Here is a 16,834-nt window from a genome sequence, read left to right on the forward strand (position 1 = left end):
GGTTAATTGACCTGCATGGGGTGGCGCTTTAGGCGTGCCGACGGGTCAGATTTTTGGGGGATATATGGCGGCTGTTTCGGATTATACGGCGATTCTGTCGGGGTCATCAATCAATGGCACGACCGGGACAGGCGCCTTTGTCAGCTATTCCTTTCCTGATGTCGTGCCCGACTATCTCTATGACACTTATGCCGCAGAGGGCCTGGCTACCTATCGCGTCTTTTCCGAAGCGGAAAAAGCGGTGGCGCGGGCGGCATTGGACCTGTGGGCCAAGGTTTCCGGCCTGACCTTTTTTGAAGTTGCGCCCGGTGAGGGCGACATCAAGTTCATGAATTTCGACCTGTCTGCGCTGAACAGCAATGCGGCGGGCTTCGCTTATTATCCGATGAACGGCTATGACGGTTTCGAGGCGGCCAGCGATGTGTTCATCGACACCGGTCTGGCCGGCAGCATGCACCTGCTGCTGCACGAGATCGGCCACGCGCTGGGGCTGAAACATCCCTTTGAAGGGGATGTGACGCTGGAGACCAGCATCGATAATTATGCGACAACCGTGCTGAGCTATACCAGCGGCGGCACCGCCGGCGATGTGCTGGGCACATTTGATGTGCAGGCGATCCGCCACATCTATGGCGATGCAAGCCAGGACGGCAAGCAGGTCGCCGACTGGAACTGGAACGCGGCAACGCGCACCTTGTCTCAGACCGGCTCCGCGGGCGCCGACGCCATTTATGGCATTGGCGGCACGGACATCATCACCGGCGGCGACGGCAATGACGAGATTGTCGGACGGGACGGTGACGACCAGTTAAGCGGCGGCGCGGGAGATGATGTGATCGGCGGTGGTCGTGGCAATGACATTTTGAATGGCGACGCCGGCAATGACCGTCTGGACGGTGGGCTGGGCAATGACACGCTGTCTGGCGGAGCCGATCGGGATACGCTGTATGGCGAGGAAGGCGACGACCTGCTGCTGGGCGGCGCGGGCGACGATTATCTGAGCGGCGACTGGGGGTTTCCGGGCGAAGTCTATGGCGTTGATACGCTGCGCGGCGAGGATGGCAATGACACGCTGAGCGGCTTTGGCGAAGATGTGCTGGACGGCGGCGCGGGGAATGACTCGGTCTACCTCAACAACAGCGATCGGGGGACAGTGCTTGGCGGGACCGGCGATGACAGCCTGTTCTTCAGCCTGTTGGGCACGATGGTTGGCCTGGCGACGATCGACGGCGGCGACGGGCAGGATATGCTCAGCTATGAAGCGAAGAATGGCACGTACAACCTGCTGGTGTCGTCGCTGAACTTCCGTGGCATCGAATCCCTGTCGCTGACCACCGGCGCCGGCAATGATGTGCTGCGCAATGACAGCCAGTTGGCCAATGTGTCGCTCAACGGCGGTGATGGATCGGACACGCTCTACGCCGGTTCGGCCAGAGGCAGCCTGTTTGGCGAGGCGGGCAACGACATATTGGTCGCGGGCAGCGGGTTCAGCTTCCTTTATGGCGGGGCAGGGGCTGATCGGTTCGTGTTCCAGTCCTTCGGCGATTCCCCGGCTGGCTATGCCGACCAGATCGAGGATTTCCAGACCGGCGTCGATCGCATCGACATCAGCGCGCTGGCCGCCACCAATGTCAGCATCGGCAACTATGCTTTTGGCAACTATATCTACGCCTCCAGGGGTACGGACAATTTCATGCTGTTCGTGCGCAATGCCGTATCCTTGTCCGACATAGATTATCAGCAGAAGGATTTTTACGGCACCGATGGCAGCGAGGCCATCACCGGCAACGCCAGCGCCAACAATATCTTCGGTTATGGCGGCAATGACCAGCTGTCCGGGCTGGCTGGCGATGATTATCTGAGCGGTGGCGCTGGAAACGACGTCATGATCGGCGGCGCCGGCAACGATGTCTATCGCGTGGAGGATGCAGGCGACCGGGTGGTCGAACTGGCCAGAGAGGGCGCCGATCTTGTGTTCTCGACCGTGTCTTATACGCTGAGCCTCAATGTGGAATGGCTGACGTTGCAGGGGACGGCCGGCATTCGCGGTACGGGCAATCAGCTCGACAATGTGATCGTGGGCAATGACGCGGGCAATGTGCTCCAGGGCCTGCTGGGCCATGACACGTTGAACGGCATGGGCGGAGACGACATCTTCATTCCCGACAGCGGCAATAATGTGGTCAATGGCGGCGCGGGCACCGACACGCTGGTCCTGCTGGGGGTGAAGGCGAGCTATTCCTATCTGGAGGCGAATGGCGCCATCTATCTGGTGGGGGAAGAAGGCGCGACTCGGATGACGGGGGTGGAGAAGGTGCAGTTCGCCAATGGCACGCTGGCGACGGCGCAGTTGAAGGCGAACCTCAGCGCGTTTGACGGGCTGCGCTATGCGGCGGGCTATGACGATCTGGCGGCCGCGTTCAAGACCGATGCAGCGGCGGCGACGAACCATTATGTGACGAAGGGCTTTGCCGAGGGGCGCGACGCCAAGGCGTTCGACCCCTATGACTATATCGCCGGGTACAAGGATCTGGCGAACGGGTTCGGCACGGATGCAGCGGGGGCGACGCGCCATTATTTGACCACCGGACGGCTGGAGGGGCGGACCGACGAACTGTTCAGCGGCCTCAACTATGCGGCGTCCTACAAGGATCTGTCGACGCTTTATGGCGCGAACGAGGAAGCGGCGGCGCGGCACTATATCCTCTATGGCCGGCTGGAGGGGCGCAGCGACGGCGGCTTTGACGGGCTGCAATATGCCGCGTCCTACAAGGATCTGGCCGCGCTGTTCGGGACGGACGAGGATGCGGCGACGCGCCATTATCTGCAGTTCGGCCGGGCCGAAGGGCGGGCGGCGGACGCGTTTGACGGGCTGCGCTACATCGCGTCGAACCCGGACCTGATCGTTGGGATCGGCAGCGACGATGACGGCGCGGCGAAGCATTTCCTGCGGTCGGGGTTTGCCGAGAACCGGCCGACCAGCAGCTTCGACGCGCTGCAATATGCGGCGGCGAACCCCGATCTGGCGACGGCGTTCGGCACCGATGTCGAGGCGCTGACCGAACATTATATCGACAAGGGCTATTATGAGCATCGTCCGCTTACGCCGGCTGCGGCGATGGTCGATATGATCGGGTAAGGCGCGCGTCTCCGGCGATCGCCCCCTGACCAACGCATGAACGATCCGGCCAAGGATCGTTCATGCCCCCTGGCGCATTGTGCCCGGGTCATGGGGGGACTGGTCGAAGGAGACATGCCATGACCCGATTTTTGCTGCGTGGCGCGCCCGGCGCAGGCCTGTTGTCGCTGACTTTGTTGCTGGCCGCCTGTGGCGAGGATAAGCCCGACAACGCCTTTTCGCTGAGCGATCAGGCGTGGAGCAATGCGTTCGCCAATCAGAGCGGCCTGCCGCCCCTGCCGGATGCGCAACCGATGGCGATTGCCGATGCGGGCGCGCCGGTCGCTGCGCCGAGCGTCGAACGGCTGCCTGCGGCGGCGCCAATCCGCTATGCCCGGCCGCAGGGCGACGATTATGCCTGGATCGACCGGGCCGACATGTTTTCCGATGCGCTGGGCGATGCGCCGCCCGATTATGGCTTTGCCTATGAGGATGGGGTGCAGCCCTGGGCCTGGCAGAGCGGCGATGACTATCTGCGCTATGCCGAACCGATCGATGGCGGTTATCGCTATTATTATTATGAGCCCGGCGGGGCCAGCCCCTATCTGGTGCGCGATCCGTGGAACAGTTACGGCTATCGCGGCGATCAGCTGGTCGCTGTCTATGATCGCGGCGGTCGGGTGATGCCATGGCGCGAGGCGCGTGGGCGCGACGCCTATGCCGCGCGCTATTATGCCCGCGCCGTCGACATGCGGCGGGCCGCCCGCGCGCGGGAGCGCGAACGGATCGAGGCGCGGCAATGGGCGGCGCGCCGGGCGGCGATCCGGCAGGATCGGCTGCGCTGGGATGAGGCGCGGCGAGAGCAGGCCGACTGGCGACGCTATCGCGCCCGGCAGGATGTGCGCGCGCAGCAGCATTGGGCGGCAGAGCGGCGCGCGCGCGAACAGGCGGCGGTGCGCTTCGCCCGCTGGCAACGGGAGGATTTTCGCGGACCGCAGCCGCTCTGGCAGCAGCAGCGACAGCGGGATCGGGTGCGTGCGCAGCAGCAACTGACGCAGCAGCAGCGCGACCGGCGGATGCGGCAGGAGCGGGCGGAAGTGCGACGCGACGCCGCTGACCAGCGCGTGGCCCTGATGCAGCGCCGGGCAGAGCAGCGCAGGGACGCCGCGCGGGACGAGCAGCGTCGCGCGACCGTGCGCCAGATGGAGCAGCGGCGCGAAACCCAGCGCGCCGCACAGGCGCGGGTTGATGAACGGCGGGAGGCCCAACAGCGCCGGAGCGCGCGTGTGCAAGTGGCGCAGCAGCGAGAGGTCGTCGAGCGACAGGCGCAAAGACAGACTCAAAGACAGGCCCAGGCGCGTCGGCAGCGCGTGGAGCACATGCGCCAGCAACAGGCGCATAAGCAGCAGCAGGCGCAGGCGGCGCAGCAGCGTCGGCAGGCTGCCCGCGAGCGGGCTGGCCGTGAACAGGCTGGCCGTCAACAGGCCGCCCGTCAGCAGGCGCAGCAGGCCCGCGTCGAACGCCGGCAGCAGGCCGAGCGCCAGCAGCAGGCGCAACGCCGGCAACAGGATCGCGCTGCTGAGCGGCAGGCGAACGTCCGGCAGCAGGTGGTTCAGCGGCAGCAACAGGCCCAGCAGCGCGCCGCCGCGCGACAGGCGCAGCGGGCGCAGCATATGGCGCGCGCGGACGGCCCGGCCCGCCCGCGCCATCAGGAAAATTGAGCGCGTCCAATGACCGGCTGCGCCCGATGGGGCCGAAAGAGGCTGGCCAAGCGGGCTGCGGTCGGGCAGAGGCGCGGGGATGAGCCTGCCCCACCCTTCCCATTTTCTGGCTGCCGGGCAAAGTGCGGAAGTGTTTCGGCTGGAGCAGGGGCTGGTGCTCAAGCTGTTCCATGACGGTGTCGAAGCCGGCATCGTGGAGCGCGAATATGCGCTGATGCAGACGGTGCAGGCGACGGGCCTGCCGGTGGCGCATGCGGTGGAGCAGCGCGAAGTGGGCGGCCGGCGCGGCATCGTCTATGTCGAAATGGACGGACCCGACCTGCTGGCCTATCTGCGCCGGCACCCCTGGCGCTGGCGATGGGCGCTGGACCAGATGGCGCAGCTGCAATGGGAGATACAGGCGCAGCGCCTGCCGCTGTTGCGCAGTCGCAAGGCGTTGCTGGCCGAGGATATTGAGGGCGCGACGCTGAGCGACAGGGTGCGGGCGGCGGCGGTGGAGCGGCTGGACCAGCTGGTCGAAGGCGACAGCCTGTCCCATGGCGACCTGCATCCCGCCAATCTGATCGTCACGTCGCAGGGGCTGGCGGTGATCGACTGGTCGCGCGCCGCGCGCGCCGCGCCCCCGGCCGATGTGGTGCGCAGCGAGATGCTGATGCGCTTCGGACCGGGGCAGGCGGGAGGATGGTGGGAAGAACGTGTGCGCGATGCGGCCACGCGCCACTATGTCGATCGCTATTGCACGCTGGCCGATATGGCGCCCGAAGCGCTGGCGGCGTGGCGGCCGCTGGTCGCGCTGGCATGGATGCGGCATCGCGGGCCGGCGCGCGACGAGGCCTTCGCCGCTTATGTCGAGGCCGCGCTGACGACGGCGGGGCTGCCGTCGCTCGCGGACTGATGTCGTTCATGGGCAGCTGAAGGCCGTTCGTCCGGTGGTGACGCCGCCCGGCGGACGGGATCGGCGGATCATCGAAGCTGCGGCGCGTCGCCCGGTCGCTGCGTTATGGTGAAGCCACAGGAGCGAGGCCGCAGGCCCCGCGTTAAGGCACGGTTCACCGCCGATGGCGTCGTGTCTGTCCTGACAGTTTCAACCTGATCCGGTGTGCCCGACAGCGCCTGGATACGCCCCCGGCCTTCCCTTGCGCCGGGGGCGTTCTTCATTTCCACGCCATCGACGATTCTTGCTTTACGCTACGGATCATGTCGTTTGCGGCGGGCGACATGTCGTTCGTCGCGCCGTTCGTCCCTACGGCTTTGCACTTCGTCGTTTGGCCGATCCGGGTCGTTGCCGGTCGAAGCGAACGGGCGCGCAGCCAGTCGGTCGCCTACACAGGATTAGCGAACGGGACAGGGACCGACCCCTTGATGACCTCCGTTTCCCGCCCGTTCGCACCCCGGCGTTTCGCGCAGCCCCCTTTGCGCATGCCGGTCACAACAGGTTTTGAGGAGATAGGCCCATGTTTACGTCATCCAAGTTCACCGCCGCTTTCGTTTCCATCGCTTTGGCCGCCAGCGCCGGCGTGGCCAGCGCCCAGGACTTCCAGTCCAATGGTCGCACGTCGCAAGTCTATCATGGCGATCTGGACCTGACCAAGGCGGACCAGCAGAAGCAGCTGCGCACCCGCATTGCCCGCGCCGCCAGCCGGGTGTGCGCGAACAGCGATCTTCAGACGCAGATGAGCTGCCGCGCCAGGGCGATCGCGCATGTCGAAACGCCGATCAACGCCGCCATCGCCCGTGCGGAAACCAGGGAACGCTATGCGGACGCCAGCGTGACGAAGGAACCGCGCCCAGTCGTGGGCAACTGACCGGCGTCATCATGGTGCAGATGCGATAGAGGCCCGGCGGATTGCCGGGCCTTTTTTGCGTGGGCGGCTTTGCTTGCGGTCGTGGAAAGACCCTCACCCTCCCTCTCCCGTGAAGACGGAAGAGGGATAATATGGTCAGCGCCCCGTCATGGCGCGGGCGTTGGCGAGGAAGGTGCGGCCGATGCGGATTTCGCCGCCGTCGGCGAGCGCGGCGAACCAGACGCCGCTGCCGTCATGGCGCAGGCGGGCAATATGGTCGCGGCGCACGATATGGCTGCGGTGCAGGCGGACGAACTGCTGCGGGTCGAGCCGTTCCTCCAGCGAACTGATCGTTTGATGCAGGAGATAGCTGTGGCCGCCGACATGCAGGCGCATATAGTCGCGCTCCGCCTCTATCCGGTCGATCTGGTCGGCGGCGATGCGGATGAGTTCGGAGCGGTGCGGCACCCAGAATTCTTCGGCCCATTCGGGCGTGGGGTCGGCGGAAATGGCCGGGGCGTCGTCGCTATTCTGGTTGCGCAGCGCCACTTCCACCCGGTCGATCGCGCGGGTCAGCCGGTCATGGGCGACGGGTTTGAGCATATAGTCGACGGCGGCGAGATCGAACGCCTCGACCGCGAAGCCTTCGAAGGCGGTGACGAAGATTACGGCAGGGCGGATGCCCATGCGACCGACCGCGCGGGCGACGCCGATGCCGTCCAATAGAGGCATGGCGATGTCGAGCAGGACGAGGTCGGGCCTGAGTCCTTCGATCAGGCGGAGCGCCGCTTCGCCGTCGGTGGCGGTGCCAACCAGCGCGATGCGCGGTTCGCGCGCGCACAGCATCTGAAGCCGCTCGACCGCGAGCGGTTCATCATCGACGATCATGGTGCGGATGGACATGCGCTTCAGCAACCCCGGCGGATGATGGGTAAAGTGAGAAGGACGGAAAAGCCCTTCCCCTCGCGCGGACCATAGACGATCCGGCCGGCATCGCCAAAGCGTGCCGTCAGCCGGTCGCGGACATTGGCGAGGCCGATGCCGCTGCCCGCGTCGCCGGCACCGGGAGGATTGTCGCCATCGTCGGTGATGGCGATGTGCATCTGATCCCCGTCTTCGCGCGCGGTGATGCGGATGGTGACGGGGCTGGATGTGCGCGAGACGCCATATTTGATCGCATTTTCGACCAGCGGCTGAAGGATCAGGCCCGGCACGCAAGCGCTGAGCAGGCCGGCGGGAATGTCGATTGCGGTGGCCAGCCGATCGGGGAAGCGCACCGCCTCAATATCCAGATAGAGTTTCTGGAGATGCACTTCCTCCTCCAGCGGCACATCGTCCAGCGGATCGCCGGTCAGGCTGGTGCGGTAGAAGTTGGAGAGCGACATGATCATCTTTTCCGCTTCGTCCGGGCGGTTGCGCATGACCAGGGTGGAGAGGGAGTTGAGCGTGTTGAACAGGAAATGCGGGTTCACCTGATAGCGCAGCGATCGCAGTTCGGCCTGCTGGGCGGCGCGCTCCAGCCGGGCGGCGCGCCGTTCGGTGCGATGCGCTTCACTGGCGTAGGAGAGAGCGAGATAGAGGCCGGCCCAGGCGGACAGGAAGAAATAGCGGCTGAGCGCATCCTCCACGATGGAGATGAGGACATAGCCCTCTTCCTTCGCCATCTTCATCTTCTCGCCGTCGGAGATGAAATTGCCCGGATCATAGACGTTGAAGATATAGTAATTGGCGGCCGCCATCGCGAGCGCGAAGGGGGCGGCGAGCGAAAAGGCGGCGACGACGCGCACCACCAGCGGCTTATGGTCGAAGCGGCGCAGCACCAGATAGAAGATCCAGGTGACGATGATGCCGATGGTCGCCACCACCATGCGGCGGGCCGCCATTTCGCCCTGCGATTCAAAGCCGATCACGACCGCGCGCAGGCTGACGATGATGGTGTAGAAAAACCAGAAACCCAATATGGAATAGAGCGCGATCGCTGGCGCTACGCCGCGTTCGCCTTCTTCGGCCGTGTCGATCATGATCCCTGTCTACGCCAGCCGCGCGGGAAAGTCTGTAGCGGCCATGGTTGCTGGTCGAACTGGTGGGGACGTTTGTCGAAGCAGAGGGCGGGAACCGGGCTGCGGCGCCACCCGTTTATCGGGCATAGGAGATGAGCATGACCCAGACGACGGACATTCGCCCCAGCAGCCGCGAGGAAGCGGTCGACAGGCGTAAAAGCGACGCGCAGGACCATGTGCTGGACCGTGAGGAAGCGCTGGACGAGGGGTTGAAGGATTCGATGGATGCGTCCGATCCGCCGGCTGCAACCCGGCCGGGCGATCATGGCGATCCGGTGCCGTCTTCGGGATACAGCAAGGCGGATCGATAGCCGCGCCCGGAAGCTAGAGCATAATCCGTTCATACTGAATCGGATCATGCTCTATTTTTCTTTTGTTTTGCGCATTTTCCGAGCCAGCAGATGATGCCATCTACTTCGAAAATGCTCTATGTTATGCTGGCGGCGGCAGAGCGAAAAAGCCGCCTATTGTGAGAGGAGTTCCTGTCCATGCCCACATCCACCACGCCCGCCATCGAACGGATCGCCCGCGTATTGGCTGGTCGCCACCTGAGCCTGAATGGCGAGGGGAAAGATCCCCATGCGGCCTGTGCGGTGGATGCGGCCTGGCCGGACCATGTCGATGACGCCTATGCGATATTGAGCACATTGCGCGAGCCCGACGCCCATATGGCGCAGGCGGGCGACGTAGCGGTTTGGCGGGCGATGATTGGCGCGGTGCTGGAACGGCGGCCCGGCGCATAAAGCGAAGCGTTGGCCCGCCGCTCTGCCTGTGGCATGAGGGGCGGGACGATGCTGAAGATCAAGATCCAGATTTATTGCGGCGAAGAAATCGCCATGGGACCGGGCAAAGCCGATCTGCTGGATGCTATCGCCAGCGAGGGATCGATTTCCGCTGCCGGGCGCAAGCTGGGCATGAGCTATCGCCGCTGCTGGTTGCTGGTCGACGTTATGAATCGATGCTGGGACATGCCGCTTGTTTCAACATCGAGCGAAGGCGCGAAGCTGACCGGACGCGGGACGGATGTGCTGCGGGATTACCGGGCGGCGCAACAGTCCCTGACGGAGGCTGGCGCAAGGGCCGGGCAATGTCTGGCGCAGCATGTGCGGGACACTCCGCTGGCTGCGCAGGAGTAGCGGGCGGCGCATCCGGGCCGCCTGCCCATTGCCGGCGCGCTATAGCGACATGCCGCCGGCGACCTATTGGGAAAACTCATTATACGCGCAGGCGCGCTCCTGTGTAGGCTGGGGCCAGCCTTGGGATAGGCATGTGCGTCGAAAGGCCCGTGCGGCGGGTCATAGTCAGGCGCTGTAACAGAAGATCATGGAGGCCAGTTCATGACTGTTGAAACCAGACTTCAGGCCCTTAAATCGCGGATTTCCGCGATATTGAACGATGATGTGCGCTATGCCGTGGCGGAACGCATCCGCGATCTGGGTTATATCGACCTGCGGGACTTTTTTCAGGCGCGGCCGGTGCCGGCCCATGTGGCGGCGCTGGAGCGGATGCTGGTCGCCCGCGCCTGATTGCGGCGTGACACAGGAGATATAGGGTATCGGACAGGGTCGGCATCGACCCTGCCGGGTATTTTTTGCTGATAGCAGCTTTTTAGGGAACTTTTGCCGCGACCGATATTTCCGCATCGGTTGTCAGAGCGGACTGTGGGGGCATTTCACCGATCCGTTGGGGATGGCGCAGAGCGCCGAGGCGGAGATGAATGTGTCGCTGGTTCAAACCGCGCATGTGGCGCGCATCCTGATTGTGGAAGATGAATGTCTGATCAGGATGCTGGCGGCCGATGTTGCGGCCGAGCATGGCTATGCCGTGCTGGAAGCCGATGGCAGCGACGAAGCGATCAGTCTTCTGGAGCGCGAGCCGGACATCGACATCGTCTTTACCGACATCGACATGCCTGGCCGATGCGACGGTCTGATGCTGGCCAAGCATATCCGTCTTTCCTGGCCTTCGGTGCGGATCGTCATCACATCAGGCAAGGTGCGGCCGCGCGAGGACGAATTGCCCGAGGGCAGCCTGTTCCTGGCCAAACCCTATCGGCCCGAGGAACTGGCGGATATTTTTGCCTTGGCCCTGCGATGATCAGGATCAACCGGCATCCCAGCAATATGGCCCGCACTATGGCCCCAGACAGCCCACGCCATCAGGAAAGACACCAGCATTGAAAGCCACTTCCGGTATCGGCGCGCGCATATGGTCGATCGCAGGCCTTTCGCTTGGCCTCCTCTTTTTCCTCGTCAGCGGCGCGACGGCCTATCTGAACATTCAGGCGCTGCGCGACAGCAACGAGTCCATCCGGCACACCCATACGGTGCTGATCGCGCTGGGCGAGCTGCTGTCGGCAACGCAGGACGCAGAAACCGGCCAGCGCGGTTATCTGCTCACCGGGGCGGACAGCTATCTTGATCCGTACAAGAACGCGACAGTGGCGGTGAGCGATCAGTTGAAGACCGTCGCTGATCTGACCCGCGACAATCCGACGCAACAGGAGAACCTGATTACGCTGCGCCGGCATTTCGACGCAAAGCTGGCCGAACTACGGGAAACCATCGCTCTGCGCCGATCGCAGGGGCTTCCGGCGGCGCTGGCCGTCGTCGCCACCGATCGCGGCAAGATCGAGATGGACGCCATCCGCACGCAGCTTGGCACGATGGCGCAGGAGGAGTTGCGGCTCCGCCAGATCCGGATCGAGGAAATGAACGCGGCGTCGCGCACCGCGATCACGAGCGGCGTCGTGTCGGCGCTGCTGGGCGCGGCGCTGACGATCATCATCTTCGTCCTGCTGCGGCGCGCCAATCGCGCCCGCATCCGCCAGGTCTGGCTTCAGGCCGGACAGGTCGGGCTGGCCGACGCCATGCGCGGCGACAAGTCGGTTGAAGAATTGTCCGAGGCGATCCTTGCCTTTCTGTCCGCCTATCTCGGCGCGCGGGGTGGCGCGGTGTTCAAGGGCGAGCGGGGTCATTTCCATCGCACCGCCACGCTGGGCGTGCCGATGGACGCCAATGTGCCGACTGCCTTCGGCGTGAAGGAAGGCTTGCTGGGACAGGTCGCCGCAGAAGGCCGATCGTTGGTCATCCGGGACATTCCCGACGGCTATCTCACCATCGGATCCGCCCTGGGGCGCGACAAGCCCCGGCATCTGGTCATCATGCCGGCCAAGGCCGACGATATGGTCAACGCCGTTCTGGAACTGGGCTTCTTCGATCGGGTCAACGGCCAGACCCTGGACCTGCTGGATCAGGCGTCCGCCGCGATCGGCGTTGCGCTGCGGTCGGCGCGTTTCCGGGCGCAGCTTCAGGACGCGCTTGCGGAAACCCAGCGACAGGCCGGCGAATTGCAGGCGCAGAGCGAAGAATTGCGCGTATCCAACGAGGAGCTGGAGGAGCAGGGCCGGGCGCTCAAGGAATCGCAGGTGCGGCTGGAGCAGCAGCAGGTCGAACTGGAACAGACGAACAGCCAGTTGGAAGAACAGGCCCAGACGCTGGAAACCCAACGGGACGATCTGGAGCAGGCCGGCGCGTCGCTCCAGCTGAAGGCGCGCGAACTGGAGCAGGCGAGCCAGTATAAATCCGACTTCCTCGCCAATATGTCGCATGAATTGCGCACGCCGCTCAATTCGCTGCTGATCCTGTCCAAGCTGCTGGGCGACAATCCGGAAGGCACGCTGACGCAGGATCAGGTCAAATATGCCCGGACGATCGAATCGTCGGGCAATGATCTGCTGACGCTGATCAACGACATTCTCGACCTGTCGAAGATCGAGGCCGGCCATGTCGAAATCCAGCCGGAGACATTGTCCGTACAGCGGCTGGTCGCCGACATTCGTCAACTGTTCCAGCCGGTCGCGGACGAGCGCGGCCTGGGGTTCGACATCGTCGTTGCCGGGGACATGCCCGGCGCGTTCGAATCCGATCGGTTGCGGCTGGAACAAATCCTCAAGAATCTCCTGTCCAATGCCTTCAAGTTCACCGAGCGCGGACGGGTGCGCTTCGCCCTGTCCCGCGCCGGGGAGGACAGGCTGACGCTGGAGGTGGCCGACACCGGCATCGGCATTTCCGCCGAACAGCAGGACAGCATCTTCGCCGCCTTCCATCAGGCCGACGGGACGATCAGCCGACGCTATGGCGGAACCGGGCTTGGCCTTTCCATATCCCGCGAACTGGCGCGCCTGCTGGGCGGACGGATTAGCCTGGAGAGCGAGCCGGGCCAGGGAAGCCGGTTTACCCTGACCATACCCATCGCCTATGACGCCGCGGCCATTGCGCCGCGCGAGGCGGCGCAGCCGACGGTGCCGGAGGTCGTTCCTGCTTCCCAGCCGCCCGTAAGCCGGACCGCAGCGACGGGCTGGGTGATCGAGGATGATCGCGGAGCGCTGTCCGAAGGGCGGCGCCTGCTGCTGGTGATCGAGGATGATCAGAGTTTCGCCTCCATTGTCTGCGACCTGTCGCGCGAAATGGGCTTTCAGTGCATCGTCGCCGGGACTGCGGAGGAGGCCATCCATCTGGCCCGCAAGTTCAGGCCCAGTGCGGTCGTGCTGGACCTGGGTCTGCCCGACCAGTCGGGGCTGACGGTGCTCGACCGGCTGAAGCATGATGACGACACGCGGCATATTCCGATCCATGTCGTATCCGCATCCGACCATAGCCAGACCGCCTTGTCTCTGGGCGCAATCGGCTATCTGGTGAAGCCGGTGCGGCGCGACCAGCTGGCCGATGTTCTGGCCGCCTTGCAGGCGAAGCTGGCGACACGGATGCGGCGCGTGCTGATCGTCGAGGATGATGTGGTCCAGCGCGACGCGGTTGGCAGGCTGCTGCGGTCTGACGATGTCGAAACCGTAGGTGTCGGCACTGCGGCGGAATGTCTGGAGCAGTTGCGGCGGCAGACATATGACTGCATGGTTCTGGATTTGTCGCTGCCCGATGCATCGGGTTACAGCCTGCTTGAAACGCTGAGCCGGGATGGCGAGCATGGCTTTCCGCCGGTGATCGTCTATACCGGCCATGATCTGTCGCCCGACGAGGAGCAGCGGCTGCGTCGCTATTCCAGTTCGATCATCATCAAGGGGGCCAAGTCGCCCGAGCGTCTGCTCGATGAAGTGTCGCTCTTCCTGCATCAGATCGTGTCCGAACTGCCGAGCGAGCAGCGCAAGCTGATCCAGAAGGCGCGGCATCGCGACGCCGCGCTGGAAGGACGCCGCATCCTCATCGTCGAGGATGACGTGCGCAACGTCTATTCGCTGACCAGCGTGCTGGAGCCGCGCGGCGCGGTCGTCCAGATTGCGCGCAACGGGCAGGAAGCCATCGACGCGCTGGACGCATCGGCGGCTGACCCCACCAAGCGCATCGACCTGGTTCTGATGGACGTGATGATGCCGGTGATGGACGGCCTGACTGCGACCCGCGCGATCCGTGGCGACGCCCGCTGGCAGGATCTGTCGATCGTCATGCTGACCGCCAAGGCGATGCCGGACGATCAGCAACGCTGTCTGGAAGCGGGTGCGAACGACTATATGGCCAAGCCGATCGACGTCGACAAATTGCTGTCGCTGGTCCGCGTGTGGATGCCGCGCTGATGGGCGACCCGGTCGAAGATATTGAGATCGCGCTGCTGCTGGAGGCGATCTATCAGCGCTATCATTATGATTTTCGGCATTATGCGCGGGCCTCGATCAAGCGGCGCATCATGCAGGCGCGCACGCAGCTTGGGTTTGCGAGCATTTCCGCGATGCAGGACAGGTTGCTGCATGATCCCGCCACGCTGCCCCGGCTGCTCAACTATCTGACCGTGCAGGTCAGCGAGATGTTCCGCGACCCCACCTATTTCCGGGCGTTGCGGGAAAAGGTGATCCCGCACCTCAAAACCTATCCTTCGCTCAAGGTGTGGGTTGCAGGGTGCAGCAATGGCGAGGAACTATATTCCCTTTCCATCCTGTTTCGCGAGGAGGGGCTGGACCAGCGCACGCTTTTCTATGCGACGGACATCAACCCGAAAGCCCTGAAAGCGGCGGAAGCGGGCGTCTATCCGTTGAGCGAGATCCGCAAATTCACCGAGAATCATCAGAAATCGGGCGCGCGCAATTCCCTGTCGGATTATTATACCGCCGATTATGGCCGGGCGGTGTTCGACAAGAGCCTGCGGGCGCAGGTCGTTTTTTCCGACCATAGTCTGGTGACGGACGCGGTCTTTGCGGAAATGCATCTGATCTCCTGCCGCAACGTCCTCATCTATTTTGACCGGCCATTGCAGGACAGGGCGCTGGGCCTGTTTCGCGGATCGCTGGCGCGCAAGGGCTTTCTGGGGCTGGGATCGAAGGAAAGCCTGCGCTTTTCCGCCCATGCCGACGCCTTTGCCGACTATGTGCAGGAAGAAAAAATCTATCAGAGGCGCGACGCATGAGCGCGAACCCGGTCGAAGTGGCCCCGATCGAAGCGGTGGCGATCGGCGCGTCTGCCGGCGCGGTGCAGGCGCTGCTGCACATTCTGCCCGCCTTGCCGGCCGACACGCCTGTACCGATCCTGATCGTCGTTCATGTTCCGCCCGATCGCAGCAATGCGCTGGTGACATTGTTTCAGGATCGCTGCCGGCTGCGCGTCAAGGAAGCGGAGGACAAGGAGGCGATTGCCCATGGCACCGTCTATTTCGCTCCGTCGGACTATCATCTGCTGGTCGAGGCGGAACGGACATTGGCGCTGTCATCGGACGAGCCGGTAAACCATAGCCGCCCGGCGATCGACGTGCTGCTGGAAACCGCCGCCGACGCCTTTGGCCCGGCGCTGACGGCGATCATCATGACCGGCGCCAATCATGATGGGGCGGATGGGGTGCGCGCGGTGGCGGCGGCCGGCGGCGTCGTCATCGTCGAAGATCCGGCAACGGCGCAGGTTCCGACCATGCCCACGGCAGCCCTTGCCGCCTGCCCGAGCGCGCGCGTCATGCCGCTTAACGACATTCTCGCCTATCTTGTGGGATTGAAAACCCGATGACCAGTGAAGCGTCTCCCGTTCAATTTCTTCTGGTCGATGATCTGGAGGAAAATCTGCTTGCGCTGGAAGCGCTGCTCCAGCGAGACGGCCTCCAATGCCTCAAGGCGCGGTCCGGCGAGGAGGCGCTGGAACTGTTGCTGGTGCATGACGTCGCGCTGGCGCTGCTGGATGTCCAGATGCCGGGGATGAATGGCTTTGAACTGGCCGAGTTCATGCGGGGCAATGAGCGGGCGCGCCATATTCCGATCATATTTCTGACGGCGGGCAGCGCTGACTTGCAGCGCCGCTTCCGTGGTTATGAAGCGGGGGCGGTCGATTTCATCCAGAAGCCGATCGAGGCCGACATTCTTCGTTCGAAAGCCAATGTCTTTTTCGACCTGTTCGAACAGCGGCGTCAGATCATGGCGCAGCGCGATGAACTGGCGACGCTGGCGAAGGCGTTGCAGGGCGCGGACCGGCGCAAGAATGAATTTCTGGCGATACTGGGCCATGAACTGCGCAATCCGATCATGGCGCTGGGCGCGGGGCTGCATCTGCTGGAACGGCGGGAAGGGACGGATGCGGGCCGCTCCATTCGCGGCCAGATGGACCGCCATGTCCGCCATGTCTCCCGTCTGGTGGAGGATCTGCTCGACATCGCCCGCATAGATCAGGGCAAAATCTCGCTTAGCAAGGAAAGGATCATGCTTCAGGACGCCCTGACCTTTGCGGTCGAGGCGAGCCAGCCTTCCATTGATGCTGCCGGCCATAGATTGACGGTGGATATGCCCGACGCGCCGGTCTGGATGGGGGCGGACTATACGCGCATCGCCCAGATCATCAGCAACCTGCTCAACAATGCCGCCAAATATACCCCACCCGGAGGAGAAATCGGGCTGACCGTCCTCGCCCGTGGCGACTGGATCGAGGTTGAAGTGGCCGACAACGGCATTGGTATCCCGGCCGATATGCAGGCAAGGATTTTCGATTTGTTCGCGCAGGTGCGGTCGAAAAGCCATGGCGCGCAGGAAGGGCTGGGCATTGGCCTGGCGCTGGTCAAGCAACTCGTCGAATTGCATGGCGGCGATATTCGGCTGAAAGCCAGCACGCCGGGATCGGGCAGCATATTTGCCGTCAGATTTCCCATGCTGGTCAATTGCTAAGCCAGCGAGCC

Annotated in this window: 15 protein-coding genes; 13 read left to right on the plus strand and 2 right to left on the minus strand. The window is 63.9% G+C overall.

Annotated features, from left to right (window positions below; translation table 11 throughout):
* The first annotated feature begins 64 nt into the window (after positions 1-64).
* The 4 genes from ACFOKF_RS19750 (at position 65) to ACFOKF_RS19765 (ending at position 6,644) form a co-directional block, all read left to right on the plus strand.
* Entirely contained in the window at positions 65-3,139 is a 3,075-nt protein-coding gene (locus ACFOKF_RS19750) for a M10 family metallopeptidase C-terminal domain-containing protein (protein WP_380798118.1), read from the plus strand.
* Positions 3,140-3,258: 119 nt separating this feature from the next.
* The gene (locus ACFOKF_RS19755) at positions 3,259-4,839 is read left to right on the plus strand and encodes a hypothetical protein (RefSeq protein WP_380798120.1); all 1,581 of its coding nucleotides are present in this window, start codon (positions 3,259-3,261) and stop codon (positions 4,837-4,839) included.
* A gap of 79 nt (positions 4,840-4,918) precedes the next feature.
* On the plus strand, positions 4,919-5,734 hold the full coding sequence (locus ACFOKF_RS19760) for a phosphotransferase family protein (RefSeq protein WP_380798122.1): 816 nt from the start codon (positions 4,919-4,921) through the stop codon (positions 5,732-5,734).
* A gap of 559 nt (positions 5,735-6,293) precedes the next feature.
* Complete coding sequence (locus tag ACFOKF_RS19765; protein WP_380798124.1) at positions 6,294-6,644, plus strand: UrcA family protein; 351 nt, start codon at positions 6,294-6,296, stop codon at positions 6,642-6,644.
* Positions 6,645-6,779: 135 nt separating this feature from the next.
* Here ACFOKF_RS19765 and ACFOKF_RS19770 read toward each other — a convergent pair whose 3' ends face one another.
* The gene (locus tag ACFOKF_RS19770) at positions 6,780-7,526 is read right to left on the minus strand and encodes a LytR/AlgR family response regulator transcription factor (RefSeq protein ID WP_380798125.1); all 747 of its coding nucleotides are present in this window, start codon (positions 7,524-7,526) and stop codon (positions 6,780-6,782) included.
* A 5-nt stretch (positions 7,527-7,531) separates the two neighbouring features.
* Complete coding sequence (locus ACFOKF_RS19775; protein WP_380798126.1) at positions 7,532-8,644, minus strand: sensor histidine kinase; 1,113 nt, start codon at positions 8,642-8,644, stop codon at positions 7,532-7,534.
* Positions 8,645-8,781: 137 nt separating this feature from the next.
* On the opposite strand from ACFOKF_RS19775, the gene ACFOKF_RS19780 reads away from it, so the two are divergent.
* From ACFOKF_RS19780 to ACFOKF_RS19820, 9 genes are all read left to right on the plus strand, one after another.
* Positions 8,782-8,994: a hypothetical protein gene (locus tag ACFOKF_RS19780; RefSeq protein ID WP_380798127.1), complete on the plus strand. Its 213-nt coding sequence runs from the start codon at positions 8,782-8,784 to the stop codon at positions 8,992-8,994.
* 177 nt (positions 8,995-9,171) lie between these two features.
* Complete coding sequence (locus tag ACFOKF_RS19785) at positions 9,172-9,426, plus strand: hypothetical protein (protein WP_380798129.1); 255 nt, start codon at positions 9,172-9,174, stop codon at positions 9,424-9,426.
* Between the two features lie 33 nt (positions 9,427-9,459).
* The gene (locus ACFOKF_RS19790; protein ID WP_380799313.1) at positions 9,460-9,819 is read left to right on the plus strand and encodes a winged helix-turn-helix domain-containing protein; all 360 of its coding nucleotides are present in this window, start codon (positions 9,460-9,462) and stop codon (positions 9,817-9,819) included.
* A 201-nt stretch (positions 9,820-10,020) separates the two neighbouring features.
* Complete coding sequence (locus ACFOKF_RS19795) at positions 10,021-10,209, plus strand: hypothetical protein (RefSeq protein WP_380798131.1); 189 nt, start codon at positions 10,021-10,023, stop codon at positions 10,207-10,209.
* Positions 10,210-10,372: 163 nt separating this feature from the next.
* Positions 10,373-10,780, plus strand: a complete 408-nt coding sequence (locus tag ACFOKF_RS19800; protein WP_380798133.1) for a response regulator — start codon at positions 10,373-10,375, stop codon at positions 10,778-10,780.
* Positions 10,781-10,859: 79 nt separating this feature from the next.
* Positions 10,860-14,270, plus strand: a complete 3,411-nt coding sequence (locus tag ACFOKF_RS19805) for a response regulator (protein WP_380798134.1) — start codon at positions 10,860-10,862, stop codon at positions 14,268-14,270.
* Positions 14,270-15,094: a CheR family methyltransferase gene (locus ACFOKF_RS19810; protein ID WP_380798136.1), complete on the plus strand. Its 825-nt coding sequence runs from the start codon at positions 14,270-14,272 to the stop codon at positions 15,092-15,094. Before ACFOKF_RS19805 ends, ACFOKF_RS19810 begins: the two co-directional genes overlap by 1 nt.
* Complete coding sequence (locus tag ACFOKF_RS19815; RefSeq protein WP_380798137.1) at positions 15,091-15,681, plus strand: chemotaxis protein CheB; 591 nt, start codon at positions 15,091-15,093, stop codon at positions 15,679-15,681. The genes ACFOKF_RS19810 and ACFOKF_RS19815 overlap by 4 nt, the downstream gene beginning before the upstream one ends.
* Entirely contained in the window at positions 15,678-16,823 is a 1,146-nt protein-coding gene (locus ACFOKF_RS19820; RefSeq protein ID WP_380798139.1) for a hybrid sensor histidine kinase/response regulator, read from the plus strand. The genes ACFOKF_RS19815 and ACFOKF_RS19820 overlap by 4 nt, the downstream gene beginning before the upstream one ends.
* Positions 16,824-16,834: the final 11 nt, after the last annotated feature.

The sequence above is a fragment of the Sphingobium rhizovicinum genome, from assembly GCF_042647625.1.
In the GTDB taxonomy this organism is placed as follows: Bacteria; Pseudomonadota; Alphaproteobacteria; order Sphingomonadales; family Sphingomonadaceae; genus Sphingobium; species Sphingobium rhizovicinum.